Here is a 24,102-nt window from a genome sequence, read left to right on the forward strand (position 1 = left end):
CACCTTCCTTATTTAGACTAATCCAACCAGTTTGCCGCCCTGATAAATAATCAAGCATAAAACATAGGCAATAAATAATGCATAAAGAATGGAAAATATAGTCCATTTCTTTGAGCCTGTTTCTTTATAAATAGTAGCCGTAGTTGCTAAACATGGAATATATAAAAGAATAAAGACCATAAAGCTATAAGCTGCAAGCGGTGTATAGTAATGACTCAATAAACCTTGTAAGCTCGCATCATTTGGGACAAAGTAAATAATATTCATCGTTGATATAATTGCTTCTTTTGCTAAAAATCCTGTTATTAAGGAAGCGGCTGCCTGCCAAGTACCGAATCCAATCGGTTCTAAAATCGGGGCAAACAAATTACCTATAGCCGCTAAAAAGCTGTTATCCATATCCACTTTTAAACCATCCGGACCAGCATATGATAACAGCCATATGAAAACCGATCCTGCGAAAATGAATGTTCCTGCTTTTCTAACAAAACCTTTCCCCTTATCCCACGTACTTCTCCAAAGCGACTGAATTTGAGGAAGGCGATAAGGCGGCAGTTCAATGACAAATAGTGATGTTTCTGATTTTAATAATGTTTTCGTAAATATCTTTGCTAAAACTAAAGCGACAACGATACCCAGAATATAAAGACTTAATACCACGAGTGCTTTATGACCTACAAAAAATGCGCCAACAAATAATGCGTACACTGGTAATCGCGCAGAACATGACATTAGTGGAGTTAACAGTATTGTCATTAGTCTCTCACGCGGTGTTTCAATTGTTCTAGCAGCCATAATACCAGGTACATTACAGCCAAATCCAATCATCATCGGAATAAAGGCCTTGCCATTCAGCCCAACAGACTCCATAATCCTGTCCATTACAAGAGCTACCCTCGCCATGTAACCAGAATCCTCTAATAAGGATATAAAAAAGAATAGAATAAATATCTGTGGCACAAACACAAGTACTCCACCAACACCAGCAATTAGTCCTTCAATTATCAATGCATGTATAAAGTCTGAGGCGTGAATAGCGCCAAGGAGTTTTTCTACTCCTATTGTCACTGGCCCAGTTAGTATTCCATCCAGAACATCTGATAATGGAGTTCCCAGCCAATCAAAGGTCAACATAAACATTAAATACATACATATTAAAAAGATTGGCATTCCTAAATAACGATTTGTAACGATGGCATCAATCTTCTCTGACAGTGGTACAACGGTACTTACCTTTCGAACCGAAGCTTCTAGTATTTTTTCGATAACTTCTTTTCTCTTTAAATAAATATAATTGGACAGTGTTTTTACATGATCATTGTCCTGAATCAATAGTGAATGCAAATCAGAAATATATGATTCAAGTTTTGCAGTTTCTAAAATGTTAGATAGATAATTTTTTACGTATTCATTCTCCTCAAATAATTGAACAGCCAGCCATCTAGGTGAATGATCGGTTTTACCGTTCAGTTCAATACTTAATTTGCTAATAGCGTCTTCGACTTCTTTTCCATAATAAACATGTTTTTTCACCTTAGAATAACTTGAATTGGTTGAAATGACCTCTATTAATTGATCGCAGCCTTTACCACTTCGCGCTACAACAGGAACAACAGGTACTCCTAAAATCTGAGAAAGTTTCTCAGTATCAATTTGTATGCCTCGATTGGCAGCGACATCGACCATATTCAAACCAATAAGGGCAGGCTTTTCATATTCCAGCAATTGTAGTGTTAAATGCAAGTTACGCTCTAATTGTGAGGCGTCCAAAATATTAAGCAGCCGGTCCACAGGTTCCTCTAAGAAATAGGTAGTCACCACCCCTTCATCCTTGGATAATGGATTCAGTGAATAAACTCCTGGTAAATCAATTAATCGTCCTATATGATTCTTAAAGACTCCGACCTTCTTTTCAACTGTAACACCGCTCCAATTCCCAACATACTCATAGGACCCTGTAAGATTATTAAACAAAGAAGTTTTTCCAGTATTGGGATTTCCAATCAGTGCGATTTCCATTTAGACTCTCTCCACTTCTATTAAACATGCTTCTTTACGGCGGATTCCGATACATTGTCCACATGATTCAATCATGACTGGTCCCCCAAAAGGCATGACGCATTTAACACAAACCTCAGAACCTTCCGTTATTCCCAGGTCCAACAACCGTCTTTGCACCAATCGTCCAACTTTCGATATATTAATGATTTTTCCTTTATCTCCTACTTTAACCGACCCGAACATTGCTATCACCCTTACCTACGTTAATTGAGAATGATTATCTTTATTATATATTATTTTACCATGAACCAAGGCTGATTTTGTGACAAAAGTTCGAAAAAAAATAGAAAAGCCATAGACTTTTCTATTTTTCAACTTATATCATTTTTTTCGGTGCAGCACTGATGACAAGGATGACAATAATCGCACAAACGATAAAGCTTGGAAGCATATAGGTCCCATTGTATAAAAGGGAATAAACAGCTACGGGCTGTCCCTCTGGTGCGTATTCGCCAAAAAACACAATTCCTGATATAACATGAGCAAGGTATCTCAGTGCACTGCCTAATAATGTTCCCAATAACACAAATGTGACCCATTTTCTCCTATTATTGTTTGAAAGAGAGTCTTTAATTTGAGAAGCAAAAATACCTGCTAAACCAACTACAGAAAAAGCAATTCCATAATCAATAATTCCTTGCACAAGTGTGTAGATTTGTGAGAAACCAAGGATGAACTGAAGTAATCCTAGTAAAAATCCAGACAGGATTCCCCCTTTAACTCCCCAACGAAATGCCATAAGAAAAATGGGAATCATCGCAATTGATATGGAACCTCCCTGTGGCCATATTTTTAGAGACAACAATCCCGAAACCAAATCTAATAAATATGCTAATGCCGAAAATACTGCTACCTCAACCAAGAATAATGTGTTACTACGCTTTTTCTCCATACATGTTCCCCCTAATTTGTTTGTATTGTGGAGAACGTTCGAAAGGATATGCTGAACTATTCATATGGTGCCATATAACAAAAAAAGCAATGCAGGACATATAAGGATAGTCTGCATTGCTTGCATTCATTTTCGGCAAACCACATCCCTACGCTAGTCTTAACTAACAGGTTCATAGGGTCAGAACTCGAACGTTCACTCTCAGCCACCAAAAGCAGCTCCCCCTGTGGAAATATTTAATTGTCCATTATTGAATATACTATTTTCATAGTACTTTTACAAGGTAAAACTTCCAATCATGTTATAATTAATTTACAAAGAGAACTGAGATAGAAATTGATAAAATTTACCTATATTTATTTAAAGGGATTCCAAGCGATCATCACGAATTTAATTTAATCAGTTCGGCAATGTCTTAGGAGGAAACTGTGATGTTATCTGAAGTACGAATGGATTTAATAGCTTTTTTTGAAAAGAATAAGGACCAATTGCTTCGTGAATGGGAGAATTCCATTGTTATTTCTAAAGGCGATCCCTATAAAGAAAAAATAAGTCAAAATGGAATAGCCATTTTTAATATAGTGTTAAACATGCATACTATGAGTGAAAAGGAACTCTTAAATTCTATTGAAAAGTATGCGATAGAAATTTCTGAAGAAAGAGCCCTAGCTAATATCAATATTGGGGACTTTGTTTATAATGTTAACCTGGGCAGAACGGTTTTATATAGCTATTTAAGTAAGACGGGTATAGAATGGGCTGATCTTCAAGAGTCCATAAATAACATAAACTTCTGCTTTGATAAATTTCTATATTTCGCTGTTACTCATTATACAGAAGCTAAGAACAAAATTATTGAAGAAAAAACGATGTTTATAGATTCAACACATCAAGACCGTTTAACCCTTTTAGGACAAATGACATCAAGTTTTATTCATGAATTTAGAAACCCGCTTACTTCTATACAAGGATTTATCCAGCTTCTAAAAGCAGACTATCCAGAAATGAAATATCTAGATATTATCTCCAGTGAGCTGGATCAGCTTAATTTCCGCATATCACAATTTTTACTATTGTCTAAAAAAGAACTAATCGGAAAAGAAAAAGAACAATTTAATCAGAATAAATTAATTGATGAAGTGTTAAATTTCTTATACCCAAGTATTTTAGACGGTAAAGTGAAAATTAAAAAGGATATCGTCGATGATATTACCCTTTATGGATATGCAGATGAAATGAGACAAGTCTTTATTAATATTATTTTTAATGCGATTGATGTGTTAAACCATAACAGAATACCAAATCCCACAATTGAAATTAAATGCTGCATAGAAAATAATACACATATTGTTATATCTATTTCTAATAATGGTCCAATGATTCCTGCTGAATTAAGTAAAACCATTTTTGAGCCTTTTTTCACAACAAAAAAACTAGGTACTGGTCTTGGTCTATTTGTCTGTAAAGAAATCATTGAAAAACATAAAGGTAACTTACACTGTATTTCAACTCCCGAGCTAACAGTATTTACGATTAAATTACCTCTCGCTGCGTCTTCATTGTAGAAGACGTTTATTTTTTAAATTTTATAATTTTCCGACTCATATAAACAAGAATTTTTTCATAAAATGTTAATACCATCCAATTATATAAACCAGTACGTTTGACTGTACAGTTGTAATTGACTATAATTATTTCTAAATTTAGAATACCGAGGTGATTTGATGGGGCTGTCTATCGTATCGGTGAATTAGCAGAAATTGCAATGGTTTCTAAACGGACAATTGATTATTACACATCAATTGGTTTACTAAGTGCAGAACGATCCAAATCTAATTACCGAATATATTCTGATGAATCCTTAAAGGATTTAAAGTTTATTGAAGAATGTAAGAGTTTGCACTACCCGCTCGACGAGATTAAAAGAAAACTAGATATGAAGAAGGATAAAACAATTCGTGATTCAGAAGTGGAGAAATATGTAAATGCGGTTATACAGGAAATGCAGCAGCTGCAAAATGGTTTATTTGACTTAATTCCAATCGTTGAAAAATTGGATGACCTTCAGAAAGAAAAACTTAAATCGAACCTATTGATGCTAAAATCAGTGTTGACGAACTCCCTTTTGAATGAAAAGAGTTAATTTTTTTTAAATTACTAGGAGGTGACTCCTTAACTCGTATGTAACGAGCTAAGGGAATTTATTTGGACATATTTAACTTGGTTTTAATAGCCATTTTAATTGCGTTAACTGCTTTTTTTGTAACTTCAGAGTTTGCTATTGTTAAAATTCGCAGTTCAAGAATTGACCAGTTAATTGAGGAAGGTAATTCGAGTGCCATTTCAGCAAAAAAAGTCATTTCAAACTTAGACGAATATCTTTCAGCTTGTCAGCTTGGAATTACCATTACTGCCCTTGCTTTAGGATGGATTGGGGAATCAACCATTGAACATTTACTCACTCCCCTTTTCAATGGACTAGAAATTCCTGAAGGCGTTTCCCACGTGTTATCAATCGGGATTGCATTTGCGACCATTACTTTTTTACACGTTGTCGTAGGGGAACTAGCACCTAAAACACTGGCTATTCAAAAAGCTGAACTAATTACTCTGATTATGTCGCGGCCACTAATCTTTTTTTATAAGGTGATGTATCCATTTATTTGGTTATTAAATGGGTCTGCTCGCATTGTAACGAGCATTTTTGGTCTTAAGCCGGTCTCTGAAAGCGAAATGGCACATACTGAGGAAGAACTCCGAATTATCCTCTCAGAAAGCTATAAAAGTGGCGAAATTAACCAATCTGAGTTTAAGTATGTAAATAAGATTTTTGAATTTGATAATCGGATTGCCAAAGAAATTATGGTACCCAGGACAGAAATTGTCTCATTGTCTAAAGACGATACGCTGGATACTTTTCTCGAAGTGATTCGTGAGGAAAAATATACGAGATATCCAATTATTGATGGTGATAAAGACCATATCATTGGGCTGGTAAATATTAAGGAAATGGTTACGGATTTAATCAGTAAAGAAACGCTATCAACTAAAACACTTGAGCACTACACTCGTCCGATTATTAGAGTTATCGAAACGATTCCGATCCATGATTTGCTTGTAAAAATGCAAAAGGATCGAATGCACATGGCTATATTAATGGATGAATATGGTGGTACATCCGGGCTTGTTACAGTTGAAGATATCCTTGAGGAGATTGTTGGTGAAATCCGTGATGAATTTGATTCGGATGAGATTCCAATGATACGTAAAATTAAAGAAAACCATTATATTATAGATTCTAAGGTTTTAGTCACTGAAGTAAATGATTTGTTGGGGGTCGATATCGATGATGAGGATATTGACACCATTGGCGGTTGGATATTGACCGAGAATTATGAGGCCAAAGAAGGAGACTCGATTCATCACGAATCCTATACCTTTAAAATACTTGATATGGAGGATCACCATATTAAATATGTTGAGGTAACAAAGATTGCAAACGATGAACCAATTACAAATAAAATACCTTTGCCTCAAACAGAAGTACTTTCTTAAATCGGCATTCTAAAAACAGACCAATCTTGGTCTGTTTTTTTGTAATAAAACTGTAATATTTCCTCAATAATCCAATCACCTTCATTCTTGGATTCATACTCTATAACTAAAGGGGGGAGAAATTACGATGGAATTAATTTTCTTATTTTTAGCATCAATACTTTCTGGCTTTGCATTAATGAGCTTTGAGCCGGTATCATTTTTAAGTTTCTTAGGTCCGATTTTAGATATAGTGGGCGCATTAGCAATTATTATTTTCTCATTAGCGCTACTATTCAAAGGTGTAAAATCACTATTTAAGTAATTTTGTAAGCGATTACAGAGTTGTTTAAATAATTGAAAAGAAAAAGATCAGATACAAAAATCTGATCTTTTCCTTTTCAATTATTTGTTTCTTAACATGATAATTTCTTCTTCTGCTTTAGCTAATTTAATTAGGTGTGAATCCAGGCGGCGATTAATGTGCTTAATTTCCTCTCCATTACCTGCGTTTTCTTCTAACTGTTTTACCACATTACCTTGTACGTCTTCAATGCGTTGCAGTGAATCTTTTATATCTGATAAGTCAATTTGATTAACCTCAACTCGGTGCTCAATTCTGTCCATTTGCTCCAAACGAGAAAGTCTATGTTCAATGTTTTCTAACGTTTTATTAAACGTATTTATTAGCGTTTTAATATCAGAAATGTTCTCAGTTAACTGATCAAGTTTTTTCTCCATAGTTCGTATCTCCCTTTTGGTATTATGTTCATTTTATCACCTTTAACACTCTGAAGATGTTACAAATTCTAAAACAATACTAAACGGTATTTTTTAGTATCCACTTTTTATGACGATTATTGCGAAAATATGAACATTTTTTAAAATAATCTATAGCAGTGAATTACTTGTGAAAAATATCACATGCAAATCTAACTTAAAGCCTTAATCTAATGATATAAGAAATGGTTAACATTTCTTTTTAAATAATCAGTTTTTCAATTTAATTATGACTTTTACCATTTTGAAAAGGTTGGTGCATTTTATATGTTACTTTCTATTGATGAAAAAGCGGCAAAGTGGTTTACGAGTGAATTTGAGGTCAACACTGTAAGAATGTTTCCCCAATATGCTGGTTTTGGAGAAAAGCACAAGGGTTTTACCTTGGCATTTTCTGCAGAGGCACCATCAAATATTGGCTTTACGAAAGAAATAAATGGTATTAACTTCTATGTAGAAGGAAATGATGTATGGTTTTTCGAGGATACCGAAACTTGTTTATCCTATAACGACGAAATAAATGAGATTCAAATAAGCTTTAAGGAAAAATAGTTAACTAATTGCTTCGATATTTTTTAGGGCAACCATTCAAAATGGCTGCCCTTTTCCTTTATAAAAACTATTCAAAACAATTATAATTGTGCAATCAGACCTACAGTAAAATGCTTACTAACTATGCTAACCAAATAATTCCGAATATTGAGAATTAATTGTGAACTATGTTGCAATAATAAATATTTAGCTTTATAATAAAAGCGCAACCTAGTAAGAATTTCCTATGTCTGAGAAGTATAACTTACTTCTTTAACCTACTATAAGAAAGGGGTTGGACATCTTGGAACACACTAGGCCTCAAGTAGTTCTTTTAAACTTAACCTTCGATTTATCCATTATCCTGACCACCACCATTGCCGCAATGATTGTTTTTATTATTGCCTACTTTACTACAAGACAGCTCACAGAAGGAATTCCGTACAAATGGCAAAATTTCATGGAATGGCTCGTAGACTTTGTTAGGGAAATTATGATTAATTCTTTGGGTCAAAATACGAATTTATTTATTCTGTCAACTGGTGTATCTCTTCTAATGTATCTGTTCATTGCCAATATTTTAGGTGTCCCATTTTCTATTATTACAAGTGAAGAACATCCTGTTTCGTGGTGGCGCTCTCCTACAGCTGATGCTCATGTCACCATGACTTTAGCAATCATGATTATCGCCTACACACACTTTATCGACATACGCCTGCATGGTTTTAAGCATTATTTTCTCAGCTTTTTTAAACCCTTTAAAGCTTTGTTTGCAATTAATATATTGGAACAATTTGCAACAACCTTAACCCTTGGCCTTCGATTATTTGGTAACATATATGCAGGAGAGGTTATGCTTGCATTATTGGCTGGTGCTGTAACCCATGGATTTGCCATTGCCTCGTTAGCAATCTTCCCGATGCTCATTTGGCAGGCATTCTGTGTCTTCATTGGTGCTATCCAAGCTTACATATTTGTAACACTTACAATGGTTTATATTGCTCACCGCTTAACATAATAAGAAAAGTGGAGGATACACAATGAAAAGTGAAAGGAGTTGAATTATTTTGGGTGATATTACACTGTTTGGACTCCCTATCTCATTAGGAACTATGGTGTATCAGGCTCTTATTTTTACTGTTTTAGTATTTATTTTAAAGAAACTTGTTTTCAAAAAATTAATTGGTGTCTTGGACAACAGGAAACAACATATCGAAAATCAACTTTTATTGACGGAACAATATAAGCAAGAAGCTGAAAAAAACTTGGAACTTAGTGCAGAAGTTCTTATTCAGGCTAGGAAAGACGCTAGAGAAATCAGGAAACATAGTGAACACCAAGCAAAATTAATGATTTTGGATGCGAAAGCTAAGGCGAAAGATATTCTCAAGGAAGCAAAAGAAGAATCATCCCGTTCCCGGTCATTTTTGCATAAAGAAAGTAAGGGGGCGTAAAGGGTATGAGACATAAATTCACAAAATACTTAGGCAGAGTGACAGAAAATCTTGAATTAGGTTTTGAAGAAAAGTTTATTTACGTACATTACACAAAAGGAGAAATAGAAAAAACTGCATGTATCTTAAAAAATAATAATAAAACCAAAGCGGAATACTTAGAGCCATTTTTCGAAGAAAATAAGGTTTCCGAGGACATGAAGAAAGAGGTTCGAAACTTTTTGAACAATGAAAAAAACTTTAACAATGAACATTGGAGCGAATTTACAAATTTTTTAATGAAGACTCTATCTTTAAATATGGTATTTGGCTTAACAATTGCACTAACTGTGTTCGGATTCTATAAACTAGGTACCTATTTCGATCATCGTTATGGCGTTGAACCTTGGCTAACAGTTATTTTCACTTTTGGCGGTTTAGGTTTAGGCGGTCTTACTGGATATGTCATGGTACAAAAATATTTTAAGAAATCAGTTGATAAGAACCCTAAGACCGATAATCAGTTTCAATCACAAAGACAAGTAAATGATAAAACTGAGTACCCAGTAGTTGATGTTACGATTGATCAGGTTCGTAAAGCTATCCGCCAATTTTCAGATAATCTTCCAAAAGGCGTATACAGGACAATCATAGTACAAGATGATAACAGTATTGATTTTAAACAACTAGCGACTATTTTAAGCGGTATTCCTTCTAAGAAGTTTTATATGTCGAAGGAAACTTATGATCTGTTTGAGGAAAAAGATAAGAAAATACCTCCCGAAATGGACATGGTTCAAAAGGCAGTAGACTTATATGTTAAAGAACGAAAAGAATATCCTATGCTGCAATTTGATCCACAGCGAAGAGTGAACTATTATCAATTAGTTCAAGAGAAATATTTAAAATCCACTCCTGATACACAGTTCTATATTACTGAAATGGATGGGCTCATTACTCATATTAGGCCTGAAAAAAAGAAAGTAGAAAACTCTTCTCATTAACGGTAGAAGAGTTTTTTTTTGCTTTTTTACATGATATTGAGATAATATCAATAAACAACCATATTTAGTAAAAATGAGGGAGACACAGATGTCGAATAAAAAGAATAAATCGAAGCATTTAGCGACGATTTCTCTAGCTGTTATGGGAGCAGGTTTTATTGTAACAATCCCTTTTCAGGATTCTCTTTGGGGATTAATTCTTCAAGGAGGTTTTGAAGCAGGCTTGGTTGGTGGTCTTGCAGATTGGTTCGCCGTTACTGCGTTATTTCGCCACCCTCTCGGTCTACCAATCCCGCATACCGCCCTTTTACCAAAAAACCGTAAAAGAATTATTGCAGCAATTATCTCAATGCTTGAAAATGATTGGCTGACAAAAGAAAGTATTAGAAAGAAAGTCTCAAGTATTCCTTTTATCGAAAAACTCTTTAATTTTGCCGAGCAGGCCATCACAGGGCATCATGTAAGAAATGTTACGATAAAAATCATCCAACATTTACTTCTTTCGGTTGATAGTAAAAAATTAGCCCCCATCATTGAAAGTGAATTGAAGTTAAAGCTAAAAGATTTAGATGCAAGCAAGTACCTTCCTGCCGCTATTGATCAACTACTAGAAAGGAAATATGACGAAAAGGCACTTGATTTTGTCCTTAAGGAAGTCGATGATTGGTCTAAGAAAGAGAGTACAAAAGAAAAACTTGGCAGGATGGCCGTTGACGCTCTTGAAAATATTAAAGCCGATGGTTTTATGCAATTTGCTTTAAAATCCTTTACTAATATCGTTAATGAAGAAAAGTTAGGAAACATCATTCAAGGTCTCATCCAAAAGGGTGTACAAAGCTTTAAGGATCCGTTTAATCAAAATAGACAAACCTTACTTTTTCATATAGACACCAAACTACAAGATATTAAAAGCGATGAGAACCTAGCTTCGGAAATAAACAACATAAAAGAACAAATGCTTTCACAATGGCACTTAGAGGATAAAATTACCGATTTTATTGAACAACTAAAAGAAAAAGCACTTACCCTAATTGAATCACCTAATTTTTACGAGGGTTATCTCCTTCCTCAATTATCAAAAGCACTTGAAAGTTTGAAAAATGATCATGAAAAAATGAATGCGATTGAACTCTGGATTCAGCAGCAAATTTCCATTTTCGTCGATAATAATCATTCGAAAATTGGAAAACTCGTAGAAGAAAACTTAGAAAAGTTGGATAATAAAACACTTATTGATATGATTGAAAACAATGTTGGAAAAGACCTGCAATGGATTCGTGTAAATGGTGCGGTCTGCGGCTTTCTGATTGGGCTCGTTTTAGTAGGCTTAAAATTAATTTTTTAGAAGTTTATTTGAAGAAAGATCTCAGACAGCAAAAAAAATAAAAAATAGCTGCAGAACAAAAGTGTTCTGCAGCTATTTTTTAGGTTTCCAAAGTTGTTCCACAATTATTGCTAGTAAGGTACCTACTAATAAACCATTTTTACCTATGTTTTGGGCGATGTATGGTAGACCGCTAAAGATTTCATCTGGTAAAAACATAACTCCAATTCCTACTAGTAAGGATAACCCAATAATTGTACTATTCCGGTCATTTAATGGCTGCTTTGTCAATGAGCGAATGGCTATCCCAAGCATCTCAATTAATGTGGTCAGGAGAGCAGCACTGGCTATGGGTAATGGTAAGGAAGCCAATAAACCTACAACACTTGGAAACATTGAAATGATTACCATAGTCCCACATGCAAACAGAAAAGGAAGGATTCGATATTCTTTTGTTAATCTGACAAAGCCAGCTGTAGCTGGTAAAGGTACCACACCAATGGTTGAGAATACAGCAGAAAAAAGATGAGAAACTCCCCCTATCCAAGTTCCACGATAAAGCCTAACACGGAATTGACCTTTATTATTTGGGATTGCTTCCTCTGCAGCGGTAATTGCGGCAAATGTATTAGAAATGAGTAAAAAAGTAAATAAGATCGTTGTGACCAATACACTCCCAGTTATCACGGGGAAACCCCATGGGAAAACTTCTGGCAGCTTAATGATATCAGTTGTTACTATTGTATTGCTTGGACGTACTTTTCCAAAAATCAGGAACGCACCCCATCCTGCTATGATTCCTAATAAGATTGCATAGTTTTTTATCCATCCCTTAGCTTTAGAGGAAAGTACAATGATAACAGAAAAAGTAAAAATAGCTATGAGACAGCTCACTACATCCAGCTGACCCGTGTTGCTATCCATTGTCACCATTCCCTTTAAAAAGACACCACTTAATTGAATAGCTAATATAAACAGAAACGTGCCAGTTACAATTGGTGTAAAGAGAACCAATAAGTGTTGAACCCACTTAGTTAAACCTAACAGCAATAATATTACCCCAGCAATGATTAATCCCGCCTCAAGGGTTTGTAATGTCTCCATCGATGTCAATCCTTGCTGTGTCCCAATGCTTGCAAAGATAACAAAAATACTAACCCAAGAACCAGCTGGTCCATCTACTATTGGATATCTATGACCAAACTTCCCTTGAATAAAAGAGCTTAATCCTACGACAAAAAACGTTCGTTGCATTAAGGATGATATTTCTGTTGCAGGTAGATGAAATACATTCCCAATTACGATTGGGAGCGCAATAGAATTAGCAAGTAAGTAGATAAACCATTGAAACACACTTAAATATTTGTTTTTTGTATTCATTGATCAATTAGTAACCTTTCAAATTCAAGAATATCAAAGTCCCGTAAGTGACAGCAACGGACTTTCTCAATTATAACAAAATGTGATGAAATGTTAAGCTTATGATAGAACCCAAAAATTAATTAGTTATCATGCCCAAAATACTTCTTAATTATTTGGGCATTATGCATAACAAATTGTGTTTATATTTTCATAAATACTACTCTAGGATACATAGACTTGATTTCATTTGAGCATGTTGTACAATAAAATGTGATGAAATGATAATTTAGGATGTGTATAGATTGCTGACCGTTAAGGACCTTTTTGAGATTAAAGCCATTGATGGATTAAAAATTGTAGCTGGGGAAAATGGAATTAATAATGAGATCGCGATTGTAAATATTATCGAAAATCCTGAGGTGTTCGATTGGCTATCACCAAATGAATTGCTTCTATCAACAGGATATATATTTAAAGACAATGAAGAATTACAAAATCGAATCATTCAAGAGCTCTCACAAATTAACTGTGCCGGACTTATTGTTAAAATGAAGAGATACTTTGATAAACTCCCGCAGAACATGATTGACCAGGCAAATAAGCTTGGATTACCTTTAATTGAGTTACCATTTGAATATACATTATCTAGGGTCATTTCGATTATTAATGAAAAAGCTTCAGGAAGATATGATTTATTAAATAGAAAAACCCTAGACATACATAATTTATTTTTTAGGATTACACTTGAAGGCGGAGGTATTGATAGAATTTTATCGATGTTGTCTGAGACCATTAATAATCCTATTATTTTTGTAAATGAAGATTGGAAGCTAGTGGACTTTACAGAACATATGAATAATAAAGTTCCTCTGTCATACTGTCTTAATTTGGTGAAAAATAGACCTGCGTTCCCAAAAGATTTCATTGACTCAATTCCAAAAAACGTTAGTGAAATGAAAAAGACTATTAAACGAATATATCAATTAGAAGGTATGGAAATAAATTGTAGAATCTTGCCTGTTGCTGCGGCAAGCTATATTTATGGATATATCATTGTATGGCAAACAGTCAGCGAACTAACTGAATTTGACTTCATCATTTTAGAACAAGCATCGACAAACATTGCGCTAGAAAGAATAAAAGCCAAAGAAATAGAAGAAGTGAAATTAAAAATTCGACAGGACTTTTTTGATGATTTACTCACTGGTAAAATAACCTCTAGTGAAACCCTCCATACGCTAAGTGAAATGCACGGACTTCATTCAAATTATATGTACTACTGTATTGTGATTCATATCCAATCAGAGGAGTTTGAAAAGTATGAGGATATGGTGGCTAGAAGGGTAAGCTTGGAGAATAAAGCTAGAAAATGTGTAGAGTTAATTTATGATTACGCTAATAAAGCAGACGGAGAAGTTACTTGCTTTTATCGAAACAATCGCATCATCATCTTAATTGGACAGCATGAAAATCGACCAGCTGTTTCTGTTTATGAAGCAAAACAATACACTAATAACCTTTATAATGTCTTGAATAAGCAAATTAGCAATTCCACTTTCTTAATCGGTATTGGCAGACAGTACGAAACGATTCGTTCTCTTCATAAAAGCTTTTCGGAGGCAAACGAATCGATAAGATTAATGCAAAAATTTGAAAACAGTGGCGGAGTATCCCATTTTGAAGATCATTCTATCTATCACTTCTTAGATTCCAATATAAGAGACATGGAATTAGAAGAATTTTTTATGAAGCGGCTTGGAAAGGTTTATGATCATGATCAGTTACATGGAACGAGTTACATTATTACATTAGAAAATTATTTTCAGAATAACCTTAATATCAGTGAGACAGCAAAAGCGATGTTCTTGCATCGGAACACGCTCATTTATAGAATTGAGAAAATCAAAGAAATATTAAATTCTGATTTAAAGAATTCGGAAGAACTACTTCAAATCCAATTAGCATTAAAAATTTTTAGATTACTAAATAAAAAACTCCGTACAGATTCATAAGGCAACAAGCCCCGTTAAATTTATAATCAACGGGGCTCTTCATTTACAATTTTCCTGATACTATTTTTCCTTTAAACATAACAGCCTCGCGCATTGGTGTTCTTGCTACTGCTTCTGCAGAACAGGATGCATTGACTAGAATAAGACTTGCTTCATCACCTTGAAGCGGCCAGGCAATTTCACCTTCCTTATTTAGAGGTGTTGGACCACCTGTTGCCCATTTTAAAGACTGCGCTAGTGAACGTTCATCACTTTTTCGAAAAAGTTCACCATAGCGCGTTACCTTTTCCAAGACATCACCTGTGCCAAATGGTCCCCAGGAATCATAGAAACCATCGCACCCTAAGTAAACATTTACTCCTTTTTGATCCAACAAATCGATTGGCGGAAGTGTCCTATTAATAGGTATTGTAGACATAATTGACATACCTGCTTTGCTCAATTTGTCTGCCATTTCCTCCTGTTGCGGCAGTGGTACTTCTCCTAAACAAAATGCATGACTAACTGCAGCCCGATGACGCCATTTTGCTTCTTCTACCATTTCAACAAATTTATCAACCGTATACAAGCCGACATGTCCATTATCATGTAAATGAATATCAATATCGGCATCAAATTCTGTTGCAAGATTCATCACTTCATATAGAGATTTTTCAATGTTGCAGTCAATTCCAGCTGGGTCTAGCCCTCCTACAAGGTTAGCTCCTGATCTCATCGCTTCTTTCATTAACGGAATCACGTTTTCTCTTAATAACCCATGTTGCGGGAAAGCTACGATTTCATAAGTTAGTTTATCAGAATAATCCTCAAGCGCTGCTTTAACACCCTCAAGATTTTTCAAACCAATATAAGGATCAATATTTACATGTGACCGAATGTGTGTAGAACCATGAGAAAGAAGTAATTCAATCATCGCACTTGCACGCTGTTTGGTTGTTGGCGCTAAAGCCTCAAGCTCTGCCGCTTCTAACCGCAGCCGTTCTTCTAAGTTTTTAGCAGGTGTAGGTGCCTTCCAATCAAGTGATAGATAAGTTTTATCTAAATGATTGTGCATTTCTTTAAAAGTTGGTAATGCTAAAAATCCTTTTCCATCGATTGTTTTTTCACTTGGTTGAATAAGAAAGCTATCACTCTGCTTTTCTACAATTCTTCCGTCCTCAATTTTCAAGTGAAAAAGCTCTGTTTTTGTTTCATAAATCCCTTTTTCATCCTGTATATAGCCAGTTTCTAATTTTACGTTTTTTAACCAATATGGTGTGGTCATTCTATTTCCCCCTTTATACCTGCACCGGATTTGCTTCTTCTTGCTTACGTTCAACCCTTTTCCCTTTGAAATATAGCGATTCAACAGAAGCTCTCCTCGCGACTGTTTCGGCAGAACAGGAGGCATTTACGAGCATCATCGTTGCTTCATCGCCAATCTTTGGCCAAACACGCTCGCCTTTCTCATTTAACGGGGTAACTCCTCCAGCTCCAAATTTTAAGGTTTTAGAAAGTGAATATTCATCAGACAATCGGAATCGCTCTGCTAGAATGCCAAGCTTTTGAATCGTATTCCCTGTTCCAAATGGGGACCAATGATCCGTAATACTGTCATGTCCTACGGAAACTTGAATTCCAAACTTGTCTAGAGTTGGAATTGGAATGGTAGGACGATTTACTGGGACAGTTGTAGTAATATCAATCTCTTGATCTTTTAATATTGTAATAATTTCTGCGAGCTCCTCCCCATGTAAGTCACCAAGTGCATTGGCGTGGCTGATGGTTGCCCTCCCTTTCAGACCTGCTTCTTTCGTATATTGCGCCATTCGTTCAAATGTAAATGCTCCTAAAGTGTTGGGGTCATGTAAATGGAGATCGACACCTTTATTGTTTTCAACGGCAATATCAAAAATGGTATATAAAGATTTTTCGATATTCCGGTCTACAGTTGCTGGGTCAACGCCGCCAACTAATGTTGCCCCATTCTTCATTGCATCACGAATCAATTGGACAGAGTTACTCTTCAACAACCCATGCTGCGGAAAAGCAACGATTTCATATGTCAGAACATCCTCGTATTTTTTCAATGCGTTCACTGTTGCCTCTAAATTTTTAAGACCAATTACAGGATCCACATTACAATGAGTCCGAATATGGGTATGACCATTCTTCAAATACAATTCAATCATTTTCTCAGCACGTTCTTGGGCGGTTGGCAGCAACTTCGGCAGTAGTTCTTTTTCCTCTTCTAACCGGGTAAATATGCCTTTTGTAAGTGGAGTACAAGCCTTCCATGGTCCTCCGTAGTATGTTTTATCGATGTGAATATGCATATCTCGTAACGAAGGAAGAAGGAGTTGATTGCAAGCGTCAACCTGTTTCTCTTCGACATTGGGAAGAATATTTGTAATCTCGGCAATCTTTTCATCTTCAATTTTCAAGTGGCATATTTCTGTCTCAGTACCAGAAATACGTTCATTATCCTTTATGAAGCCTTTTTCTAAACGGACATTCGTAAGCCAATAAGTAGTCAATCCTATTCCTCCTATTTAAAAAAATTAGGAAAAGTACTTTTTTACAAAAGTACTTTTCCGCTTGGTTACCTTTACTTAATTACTACATCATCAATCATGAGATAGTTTGCAGCATTAAGCCAAAAGCCGCTGACGTTTTTACTGTGAGCCGCTAAATGCTCGTAGTTCCGAATTGGAATATAAACCGCATCGTCCATTTCAATTTGCATAACTTCTTCATATAGCTTTAAACGTTTCGCTTCATCTGTTTCTTGACGTGCCGCTTCAATTTTTTTATCTACCTCTGGATTACTGTAGTAGAAATGGTTACCTGCAGGCCCCTGTGATGCAGTGTGGAATAAATTATACTGGTTATAGTCTCCGTCACCAGTTGCATTTCCCCAACCGTTAATTACCATTTCATGCTCACCATTATTAATCATTTCAATAAATGCCCCATACTCCATTACTTGAATTTCCACATTTACTCCAATCCCTTTTAATTGAGATTGAATTACTTCTGCCATGTTAATTCGTTCTTTTCGATCACTTGTTAATAATTTGATTTCTAAACCATTTTCGTATCCGGCTTCTTTTAACAATTGCTTTGCTTCATTTAAATCATAATCATAAGGCTTAACCTTGTCGCTATATCCTAATACTTTAGGGCTCATCGCTACGTTTGCGAGTGTTCCTACATTATTATAAACACCTTTAATAATAGCTGCTCTTTCAATCGCATGACTGATTGCTTTACGGACTTTTACATCATCAAATGGCTTCTTCTTTGTGTTAAATCCAAGATATTCGACAGCTAGTCCTTCTGTCCGATAAAGACCCATTGTATCAGAAGCTTCGATTCGTTCAATTTCAGTTACAGGTACTTGGTCGTTGATATGTGCTTCACCTGTTTCAATCATTGCAAGACGTGTTGCATCTTCAGGTACTACTTTAAAAACTACACGATCAATATTTGGCTTCTTACCCCAGTAATTATCATTTTTCGTTAATGATATTTCTTGACCACTCTTCCAAGCTTCAAATACAAATGGTCCTGTTCCAACTGGATGCTCAGCCAGTTTTTCTGGATTTTCAGCTAAAGCTTTTGGACTGATGATGCTGCCTTCCTGACTTGCCAAAATTGATAGAAGTGGGGCATAAGGATAGGCAAGTAATAATTGTACTGTGTATTCATCTATTACTTTTACTTCTGTAATCATTTCAAATTTCGTACGTTGTGGTGAGCCAGTATTTGGATCTAATAAACGATCAAATGTTGTTTTTACTGCCTCTGCGTTAAATGGGGTTCCATCATGGAAAGTAACATCATCTCTTAATTTAAATTCCCAAGTTGTATCATTTACTACAGTCCATTCTTTCGCCAACAGCGGTTGCACTTTAAAGTCTTTATCTGGAACTACAAGTCCCTGATAAACTTTTTGATAGATAATATTGGCTGATGGAATATCAGTAATAAAATGCGGGTCTAGCTTTGTTGCATCAGAAAGTCGAACAACTGTTAATGTACCGCCTTGTTTTTCCCCTTCTTTTTTACTTGCTCCTTCATTAGAAGAAGTTGATTTTGTTGAACACGCTTGAGTAATCACTAGCATTAATCCTATTAATACTAATAGAAACGCATTTCTTATAACTCGTTTCTTTCTCTCCATTTTCGTCTCTCCTTCGTTGATTTTTTACAAGATTCTGAATTCAAACGGAATAAAGATTTTCGCAATTCCTTTTAAATCCTTATCTGAATTATAGAAGAAGATTTACTGGAATATTTACAGAATATTTACAAGAATTTAAACTATTTTGACAAGAAAATTAAAAAATATTTACTTTCCCATTAATTTTGATAATTTTGTACATATCCCCAAAAAATAATAGTTTCTAAAGAGGAGGATTATGACAGCTAGAGACGACATCATTCTTTCAAAAAAAAATTAAGGAGGGTTTTACATGACATTAGAAGCAAAAACCGAACAACCAGTTGTAATTACACAAACAATGAATCAACCGAAAGAATCTAAAATAAAAGATTTTTTATCAATTTTAACCATGAACAAAGCTGCAATGGTCGGTGCAATTATCATTCTTTTCTATATATTTGTCGCACTCTTCGCACCCTTACTTGCTCCCTATGATCCATATGAAATAAATTTAGAAAATAAATTAATACCTCCCTCATCAGATCACTGGATGGGCACCGATGATAAAGGAAGAGATATCTTAAGCCGTATCCTATATGGTTCAAGACTTTCGATGGGGATTGGAATAACCGCTGTCATTTTCGGTGCCTTTTTTGGAATTATTTTAGGACTTATCGCAGGCTACTATGGAAAATGGATTGATTCGACCATTATGAGAATTATGGATATTCTATTAGCATTCCCTGGTATTTTACTTGCTTTAGCCATTATTAGTGCACTTGGCCCTGGTTTAATCAATGTAACGATAGCTGTCGGTGCATACTCAATTCCATTATTCGCAAGGATTGTCCGCGGATCAACCTTAGAAGTAAAACGACTCGAATATATTGACGCCGTCCGTTCACTGGGAGCAAATGATTTTACGATTATTTTTAAACATATTTTACCGAATATTCTTTCACCTATTATTGTACAAGGAACTCTTAGACTAGCTACCGTCATACTATCAGCAGCAGGTTTATCATTCCTTGGTCTTGGTGCCCAGCCACCATCTCCAGAGTGGGGAACGATGTTAAGCAGCGGCAGGGATTTCTTATTTTCTGCACCTTATATCGCGATATTTCCAGGGCTGGCTATTTCTATACTAGTTTTAGGTTTTAATATTTTTGGAGATGGATTACGTGATGCTTTTGATCCAAGAATGAAGAAATAGAGGAGGTATATTAGATGTTGATGTTTATAGTACGCCGGTTAATGCAAACGATTCCGGTCATTATAGGGGTAACTTTTGTCGTATTCTTTATTATGCAGCTAGTTCCAGGTGATCCAGCAGTTTTGCTTGCCGGCGAAGGAGCTTCAAAGGAAACTATTAATGCCATACGAGAGCAATTAGGCTTAAATAGACCATTATTGGTACAATATTTTGATTACTTAACGAGCGTTTTTCGTGGAGATTTTGGAGTATCACTTAAGAATAGTCAGCCTGTCTTAGATGAAATATTGGTGAGATTGCCTATTACAATTGAACTTGCCTTTTTTAGTATCCTTATAACCATTGTTTTAGGAATGGCCGCTGGAATAATTTCAGCGATTAAGCCTTATTCCTTAAAAGATACATCCGTTATGATTGTAGCTTTATTAGGTATTTCATTACCAAGCTTTTGGTTTGGATTAATGTTAATGTATTTCTTCTCAGTAAAACTGCAAATACTCCCTGTTGCCGGCTGGGATAGCCTCCTTCATGTTATCCTGCCTGCTCTGACATTAGGTGCGGGCGGTGCCGCCATTGTAGCCCGAATGACAAGATCAAGTATGCTTGAAGTTATTCGTCAGGATTATATCCGAACAGCTCGTGCTAAAGGGGTACGTGAAAGTGTAATTATTTATAAGCACGGATTACGTAATGCATTAATACCAGTTATTACAGTAGTTGGGTTACAATTTGGAGCTTTGCTTGGCGGGACGGTTCTAGTTGAATCAATCTTCGCTATCAACGGACTAGGCAGAATGATTGTCGACTCGATTCGAATGAGGGATTTACCAATGGTTCAAGGCGGAGTATTAGTTGCCTCTCTTGTTTTCGTCGTAGTGAATTTGTTGGTCGATGTACTATACCGATTCTTTAATAAACGGATTGAATTAAATTAACAGGTGGTGATTGATGATGACGGAGAATAACAAACCGATTTTAGAAGTAAAAGGATTAAAAACACATTTCTTTACAAAGCGCGGGGTAAGTAAGGCGGTTGATGGCATCGATTTTAGTCTGTATAAAGGGGAAACCTTAGGAATTGTCGGTGAATCCGGCTGTGGAAAAAGTATAACATCTCTTTCCATTCTGCGTTTGATCCCCTCCCCTCCTGGGAAAATAGCGGGCGGACAAGTTTTGTTTAAAGGAAAAGATTTGGTAACAATATCTGAAGATGAAATGAGAAGGGTTCGTGGTAATGAGATTTCAATGATTTTTCAGGAGCCAATGACTTCATTGAATCCTGTTTTACCGGTTGGAGAACAAATTGCTGAAGCGTTACGAATGCACCAAAACATGGGACGTAAAGCCGCGTGGGAAAAGTCAGTCGAAATGTTAAAGCTTGTTGGTATTCCTTCCCCGGAAAAAAGGGCAAAACAAGAACCTTTCCAATTAAGCGGCGGAATGCGTCAGCGTGTTATGATTGCGATGGCGCTTGCATGTACCCCAGAGGTATTAATTGCAGACGAACCAACAACAGCTTTGGATGTAACCATACAAGCTCAAATCCTAGAGTTAATTAAAGACTTGCAAAATAGGCTGGGCATGGGTGTCATTATGATTACCCATGATTTAGGTGTCGTTGCTGAAACCTGTGATACGGTAGCCGTCATGTATGCAGGTAATATTATTGAACATGCACCAACCGAGAAAATTTTTGCTAATCCAAGACATCCATACACACAAGGTTTACTAGATTCACTGCCTAAAATTCATGAAGACCAGGAAGAATTACAAACGATTGAAGGCAGTGTCCCTAGTCCCTACAATATGCCTGCTGGCTGTCGCTTTGCTTCAAGATGCCCTCATCAGCAGCCGATTTGTCACGAGCAGCAGCCAGAGTTAATGGAGCAAAATGATGGTGTAAAGGTTCGCTGCTGGATGTATACAGATCAATGGACTCAAGCAAAAGAGGAGGCTGTAAAATAATGCAGGCAGCAGCAGAAAAGAAAGTATTATTAGAGGTAGAACATTTAAAGCAATATTTTCCTGTTAAAACAGACTCTCTTTTTAAGCCTAAAGCCTATGTACAAGCAGTAGACGACATCTCCTTTAAGCTATACGAGGGAGAGACTCTAAGTATTGTAGGTGAATCTGGCTGCGGAAAATCCACAACAGGCCGTGCGATTTTAAGACTTGATGAACCTACAGATGGAAAGGTTTATTATTCAGGGACAGACATTTTAGGATTAAATAAGAAAGAAATGAGAAAGCTTCGAGGGGATTTACAGGTAATATTTCAGGATCCTTTCGCTTCTCTTAACCCAAGGCAAACCGTAAAGCAAATTTTAAATGAAGCCATGGCAATCCAAGAAGTAGTAGAAAAGTCAAAAAGAATGGATCGAATGCAAGAACTACTTGGCTATGTTGGTCTTCCCCAAGAAGCACTTGACCGTTACCCTCACGAATTTAGCGGTGGTCAGCGTCAACGAATTGGGATTGCCAGAGCACTTGCCGTTAATCCTAAACTAATAATATGTGATGAGGCTGTTTCGGCCTTGGATGTATCGGTTCAAGCACAAGTGTTAAATCTACTAAAGAAACTGCAAAAGCAATTTGGACTTACCTTTTTATTTATCTCTCACGATTTGAGTGTAGTCAGACATATTTCAGATCGTGTCATGGTTATGTACCTAGGGAAAGTCGTTGAGATAGCCGATAAAAAGGATTTATTTGATACACCGCTGCATCCATATACACGGGCTTTGCTATCATCGATTCCTGTCCCAAATCCGGAATTAAAACGGGAGCGGATCATCTTAAAAGGAGACGTCCCCTCTCCTATTAATCCACCAAGCGGCTGCCGATTCCATACTCGTTGTCCATTTGCAACAGAGAAATGTAAAACAGAAGAACCAGCTTTAAGAGAATTGTATACAAATCATATGGTAAGCTGTCATTACGCAGAAAAATTTAAGTAAGAGTGTTTTATAATTATAAGATATTACGGTAAAATATTATATTACAAAAGGGAGAAGCAACTGCCTCCCTTTTTCTTCATATAAAGGAGAATTTCGGTTATGTTAACAGTTGAAGCTTTCTCCCTAAACATTATGATTGCAGCTCTAGTGCCTTTACTAGGGGCCTTTACATTGCTTTTTTTATTTATTTTTGAAAAGCGAATAGACCTGCTGGAAAAAAAAACACGGGAAATCGCTTTAGAAAGAGAGCTGCAAACTGCTCTTTACAACCAATTGAATCAAGAGATTCAACCACATTTCTTTTTTAATACATTAAATTCAATCTTAAGCTTAGCAAGGCTGGATCGTAAAACAGAATTGATACGATCGATTGAGACGCTATCAAAGCTGCTTAAATTTAAGTACCAAACAAACAATACTTTTATTACAATCGATGAGGAAATAACCTACGTCAATTATTATTTAGAAATACAAAAAATACGTTTTCGGGACAGGCTGCATTATGAATTTTCAATCGATCCAAATGTAAACCAAGCCATTACCATCCCTTTTATTATTCAAACCTTTATCGAAAATGCTTTTAAACATTCTTTTGAGAAATATATTGGTGAGGCCTTTTTAAAAACAACCATTGAAAAACGGGATAAAGACATCCATATCACAGTATGGAACAATTCGGTTGAAGGTGCTGAGGAACTTACACAGGAAAGAGGGCTTGGTTTAGAAAACATTACAAAAAGACTCGAGTTATTATTTCCGGATGGTAAAACATCTGTACAATTAATCAACTCAGACAATGGAACGAGCGTTTTAGCTATTTTTCCATTTATACTGAGTTCTGAAATATAAGGA

23 protein-coding genes and 1 riboswitch are annotated in these 24,102 nt (G+C 35.8%); of the genes, 15 read left to right on the top strand and 8 right to left on the bottom strand.

The window, feature by feature from the left end:
- Positions 1-12: 12 nt before the first annotated feature.
- The 3 genes from feoB to thiT all read right to left on the bottom strand — a co-directional run bounded on the left by feoB (position 13) and on the right by thiT (position 2,953).
- On the bottom strand, positions 13-2,019 hold the full coding sequence (feoB, locus tag ACN6MT_RS27010) for a ferrous iron transport protein B (protein WP_419888786.1): 2,007 nt from the start codon (positions 2,017-2,019) through the stop codon (positions 13-15).
- Entirely contained in the window at positions 2,020-2,244 is a 225-nt protein-coding gene (locus ACN6MT_RS27015; RefSeq protein WP_419888787.1) for a FeoA family protein, read from the bottom strand.
- 133 nt (positions 2,245-2,377) lie between these two features.
- A complete protein-coding gene (gene thiT / locus ACN6MT_RS27020; RefSeq protein ID WP_419888788.1) occupies positions 2,378-2,953 on the bottom strand; it encodes an energy-coupled thiamine transporter ThiT in 576 nt (191 codons plus the stop codon).
- Positions 2,954-3,081: 128 nt separating this feature from the next.
- Positions 3,082-3,188: riboswitch (TPP riboswitch) on the bottom strand.
- A gap of 196 nt (positions 3,189-3,384) precedes the next feature.
- Between thiT and ACN6MT_RS27025 the strand changes: the two genes are divergently transcribed.
- The 4 genes from ACN6MT_RS27025 to ACN6MT_RS27040 all read left to right on the top strand — a co-directional run bounded on the left by ACN6MT_RS27025 (position 3,385) and on the right by ACN6MT_RS27040 (position 6,812).
- Entirely contained in the window at positions 3,385-4,518 is a 1,134-nt protein-coding gene (locus ACN6MT_RS27025) for a histidine kinase N-terminal domain-containing protein (RefSeq protein ID WP_063253243.1), read from the top strand.
- A gap of 200 nt (positions 4,519-4,718) precedes the next feature.
- Positions 4,719-5,096, top strand: a complete 378-nt coding sequence (locus tag ACN6MT_RS27030) for a MerR family transcriptional regulator (protein WP_419888789.1) — start codon at positions 4,719-4,721, stop codon at positions 5,094-5,096.
- Between the two features lie 62 nt (positions 5,097-5,158).
- Positions 5,159-6,508, top strand: a complete 1,350-nt coding sequence (locus tag ACN6MT_RS27035) for a hemolysin family protein (RefSeq protein WP_063253245.1) — start codon at positions 5,159-5,161, stop codon at positions 6,506-6,508.
- Positions 6,509-6,635: 127 nt separating this feature from the next.
- The gene (locus ACN6MT_RS27040; protein WP_169803686.1) at positions 6,636-6,812 is read left to right on the top strand and encodes a hypothetical protein; all 177 of its coding nucleotides are present in this window, start codon (positions 6,636-6,638) and stop codon (positions 6,810-6,812) included.
- A gap of 80 nt (positions 6,813-6,892) precedes the next feature.
- On the opposite strand, the gene ACN6MT_RS27045 is transcribed toward ACN6MT_RS27040, so the two are convergent.
- Entirely contained in the window at positions 6,893-7,228 is a 336-nt protein-coding gene (locus ACN6MT_RS27045; protein ID WP_419888790.1) for a hypothetical protein, read from the bottom strand.
- A 306-nt stretch (positions 7,229-7,534) separates the two neighbouring features.
- Here ACN6MT_RS27045 and ACN6MT_RS27050 point away from each other — a divergent pair, with 306 nt between their 5' ends.
- The 5 genes from ACN6MT_RS27050 to ACN6MT_RS27070 all read left to right on the top strand — a co-directional run bounded on the left by ACN6MT_RS27050 (position 7,535) and on the right by ACN6MT_RS27070 (position 11,580).
- Entirely contained in the window at positions 7,535-7,819 is a 285-nt protein-coding gene (locus ACN6MT_RS27050) for a HesB/YadR/YfhF family protein (protein ID WP_419888791.1), read from the top strand.
- Between the two features lie 283 nt (positions 7,820-8,102).
- The gene (atpB, locus tag ACN6MT_RS27055) at positions 8,103-8,816 is read left to right on the top strand and encodes a F0F1 ATP synthase subunit A (protein WP_419888792.1); all 714 of its coding nucleotides are present in this window, start codon (positions 8,103-8,105) and stop codon (positions 8,814-8,816) included.
- 49 nt (positions 8,817-8,865) lie between these two features.
- A complete protein-coding gene (locus ACN6MT_RS27060; RefSeq protein WP_419888793.1) occupies positions 8,866-9,252 on the top strand; it encodes an ATP synthase F0 subunit B in 387 nt (128 codons plus the stop codon).
- Positions 9,253-9,257: 5 nt separating this feature from the next.
- Positions 9,258-10,235 (top strand): DUF3939 domain-containing protein, encoded by a 978-nt coding sequence (locus ACN6MT_RS27065; protein WP_419888794.1) that lies wholly within the window; start codon positions 9,258-9,260, stop codon positions 10,233-10,235.
- Between the two features lie 88 nt (positions 10,236-10,323).
- On the top strand, positions 10,324-11,580 hold the full coding sequence (locus tag ACN6MT_RS27070) for a DUF445 domain-containing protein (protein WP_419888795.1): 1,257 nt from the start codon (positions 10,324-10,326) through the stop codon (positions 11,578-11,580).
- A gap of 72 nt (positions 11,581-11,652) precedes the next feature.
- Here the strand turns inward: ACN6MT_RS27070 and ACN6MT_RS27075 are convergent, their stop codons facing one another.
- Entirely contained in the window at positions 11,653-12,939 is a 1,287-nt protein-coding gene (locus ACN6MT_RS27075) for a purine/pyrimidine permease (protein ID WP_419888796.1), read from the bottom strand.
- 284 nt (positions 12,940-13,223) lie between these two features.
- Between ACN6MT_RS27075 and ACN6MT_RS27080 the strand changes: the two genes are divergently transcribed.
- Positions 13,224-14,933 (top strand): PucR family transcriptional regulator, encoded by a 1,710-nt coding sequence (locus tag ACN6MT_RS27080; protein WP_419888797.1) that lies wholly within the window; start codon positions 13,224-13,226, stop codon positions 14,931-14,933.
- 43 nt (positions 14,934-14,976) lie between these two features.
- On the opposite strand, the gene ACN6MT_RS27085 is transcribed toward ACN6MT_RS27080, so the two are convergent.
- The 3 genes from ACN6MT_RS27085 to ACN6MT_RS27095 form a co-directional block, all read right to left on the bottom strand.
- Positions 14,977-16,197, bottom strand: coding sequence for an amidohydrolase (locus ACN6MT_RS27085; RefSeq protein ID WP_419888798.1), 1,221 nt, complete (start codon positions 16,195-16,197; stop codon positions 14,977-14,979).
- Between the two features lie 13 nt (positions 16,198-16,210).
- A complete protein-coding gene (locus tag ACN6MT_RS27090; protein WP_419888799.1) occupies positions 16,211-17,449 on the bottom strand; it encodes an amidohydrolase family protein in 1,239 nt (412 codons plus the stop codon).
- Between the two features lie 71 nt (positions 17,450-17,520).
- Positions 17,521-19,098, bottom strand: coding sequence for a glutathione ABC transporter substrate-binding protein (locus ACN6MT_RS27095; RefSeq protein WP_419888800.1), 1,578 nt, complete (start codon positions 19,096-19,098; stop codon positions 17,521-17,523).
- Between the two features lie 340 nt (positions 19,099-19,438).
- Between ACN6MT_RS27095 and ACN6MT_RS27100 the strand changes: the two genes are divergently transcribed.
- The 5 genes from ACN6MT_RS27100 (at position 19,439) to ACN6MT_RS27120 (ending at position 24,099) form a co-directional block, all read left to right on the top strand.
- Positions 19,439-20,293, top strand: coding sequence for an ABC transporter permease (locus ACN6MT_RS27100; protein ID WP_235847118.1), 855 nt, complete (start codon positions 19,439-19,441; stop codon positions 20,291-20,293).
- Positions 20,294-20,307: 14 nt separating this feature from the next.
- On the top strand, positions 20,308-21,228 hold the full coding sequence (nikB, locus tag ACN6MT_RS27105) for a nickel ABC transporter permease (protein WP_419888801.1): 921 nt from the start codon (positions 20,308-20,310) through the stop codon (positions 21,226-21,228).
- 16 nt (positions 21,229-21,244) lie between these two features.
- A complete protein-coding gene (locus tag ACN6MT_RS27110) occupies positions 21,245-22,258 on the top strand; it encodes an ABC transporter ATP-binding protein (RefSeq protein WP_419956537.1) in 1,014 nt (337 codons plus the stop codon).
- Complete coding sequence (locus ACN6MT_RS27115) at positions 22,258-23,250, top strand: ABC transporter ATP-binding protein (RefSeq protein WP_419888802.1); 993 nt, start codon at positions 22,258-22,260, stop codon at positions 23,248-23,250. Before ACN6MT_RS27110 ends, ACN6MT_RS27115 begins: the two co-directional genes overlap by 1 nt.
- A gap of 99 nt (positions 23,251-23,349) precedes the next feature.
- Positions 23,350-24,099, top strand: a complete 750-nt coding sequence (locus ACN6MT_RS27120) for a sensor histidine kinase (RefSeq protein WP_419888803.1) — start codon at positions 23,350-23,352, stop codon at positions 24,097-24,099.
- Positions 24,100-24,102: the final 3 nt, after the last annotated feature.

This window comes from Neobacillus niacini, from assembly GCF_048572935.1.
GTDB classification, from domain to species: Bacteria; Bacillota; Bacilli; order Bacillales; family Cytobacillaceae; genus Neobacillus; species Neobacillus niacini.

Coding starts and splice junctions, on each gene's coding strand:
- ACN6MT_RS27025 (WP_063253243.1), top strand. CDS start 3,385: ATGTTATCTGAAGTACGAATGGATTTAATAGCTTTTTTTGAAAAGAAT.
- ACN6MT_RS27040 (WP_169803686.1), top strand. CDS start 6,636: ATGGAATTAATTTTCTTATTTTTAGCATCAATACTTTCTGGCTTTGCA.
- ACN6MT_RS27045 (WP_419888790.1), bottom strand. CDS start 7,228: ATGGAGAAAAAACTTGATCAGTTAACTGAGAACATTTCTGATATTAAA.
- ACN6MT_RS27110 (WP_419956537.1), top strand. CDS start 21,245: ATGACGGAGAATAACAAACCGATTTTAGAAGTAAAAGGATTAAAAACA.
- ACN6MT_RS27050 (WP_419888791.1), top strand. CDS start 7,535: ATGTTACTTTCTATTGATGAAAAAGCGGCAAAGTGGTTTACGAGTGAA.
- ACN6MT_RS27095 (WP_419888800.1), bottom strand. CDS start 19,098: ATGGAGAGAAAGAAACGAGTTATAAGAAATGCGTTTCTATTAGTATTA.
- feoB (WP_419888786.1), bottom strand. CDS start 2,019: ATGGAAATCGCACTGATTGGAAATCCCAATACTGGAAAAACTTCTTTG.
- nikB (WP_419888801.1), top strand. CDS start 20,308: ATGTTGATGTTTATAGTACGCCGGTTAATGCAAACGATTCCGGTCATT.
- ACN6MT_RS27085 (WP_419888798.1), bottom strand. CDS start 16,197: ATGACCACACCATATTGGTTAAAAAACGTAAAATTAGAAACTGGCTAT.
- ACN6MT_RS27115 (WP_419888802.1), top strand. CDS start 22,258: ATGCAGGCAGCAGCAGAAAAGAAAGTATTATTAGAGGTAGAACATTTA.
- ACN6MT_RS27065 (WP_419888794.1), top strand. CDS start 9,258: ATGAGACATAAATTCACAAAATACTTAGGCAGAGTGACAGAAAATCTT.
- thiT (WP_419888788.1), bottom strand. CDS start 2,953: ATGGAGAAAAAGCGTAGTAACACATTATTCTTGGTTGAGGTAGCAGTA.
- ACN6MT_RS27120 (WP_419888803.1), top strand. CDS start 23,350: ATGTTAACAGTTGAAGCTTTCTCCCTAAACATTATGATTGCAGCTCTA.
- ACN6MT_RS27075 (WP_419888796.1), bottom strand. CDS start 12,939: ATGAATACAAAAAACAAATATTTAAGTGTGTTTCAATGGTTTATCTAC.
- ACN6MT_RS27030 (WP_419888789.1), top strand. CDS start 4,719: ATGGTTTCTAAACGGACAATTGATTATTACACATCAATTGGTTTACTA.
- ACN6MT_RS27100 (WP_235847118.1), top strand. CDS start 19,439: ATGAATCAACCGAAAGAATCTAAAATAAAAGATTTTTTATCAATTTTA.
- ACN6MT_RS27070 (WP_419888795.1), top strand. CDS start 10,324: ATGTCGAATAAAAAGAATAAATCGAAGCATTTAGCGACGATTTCTCTA.
- ACN6MT_RS27015 (WP_419888787.1), bottom strand. CDS start 2,244: ATGTTCGGGTCGGTTAAAGTAGGAGATAAAGGAAAAATCATTAATATA.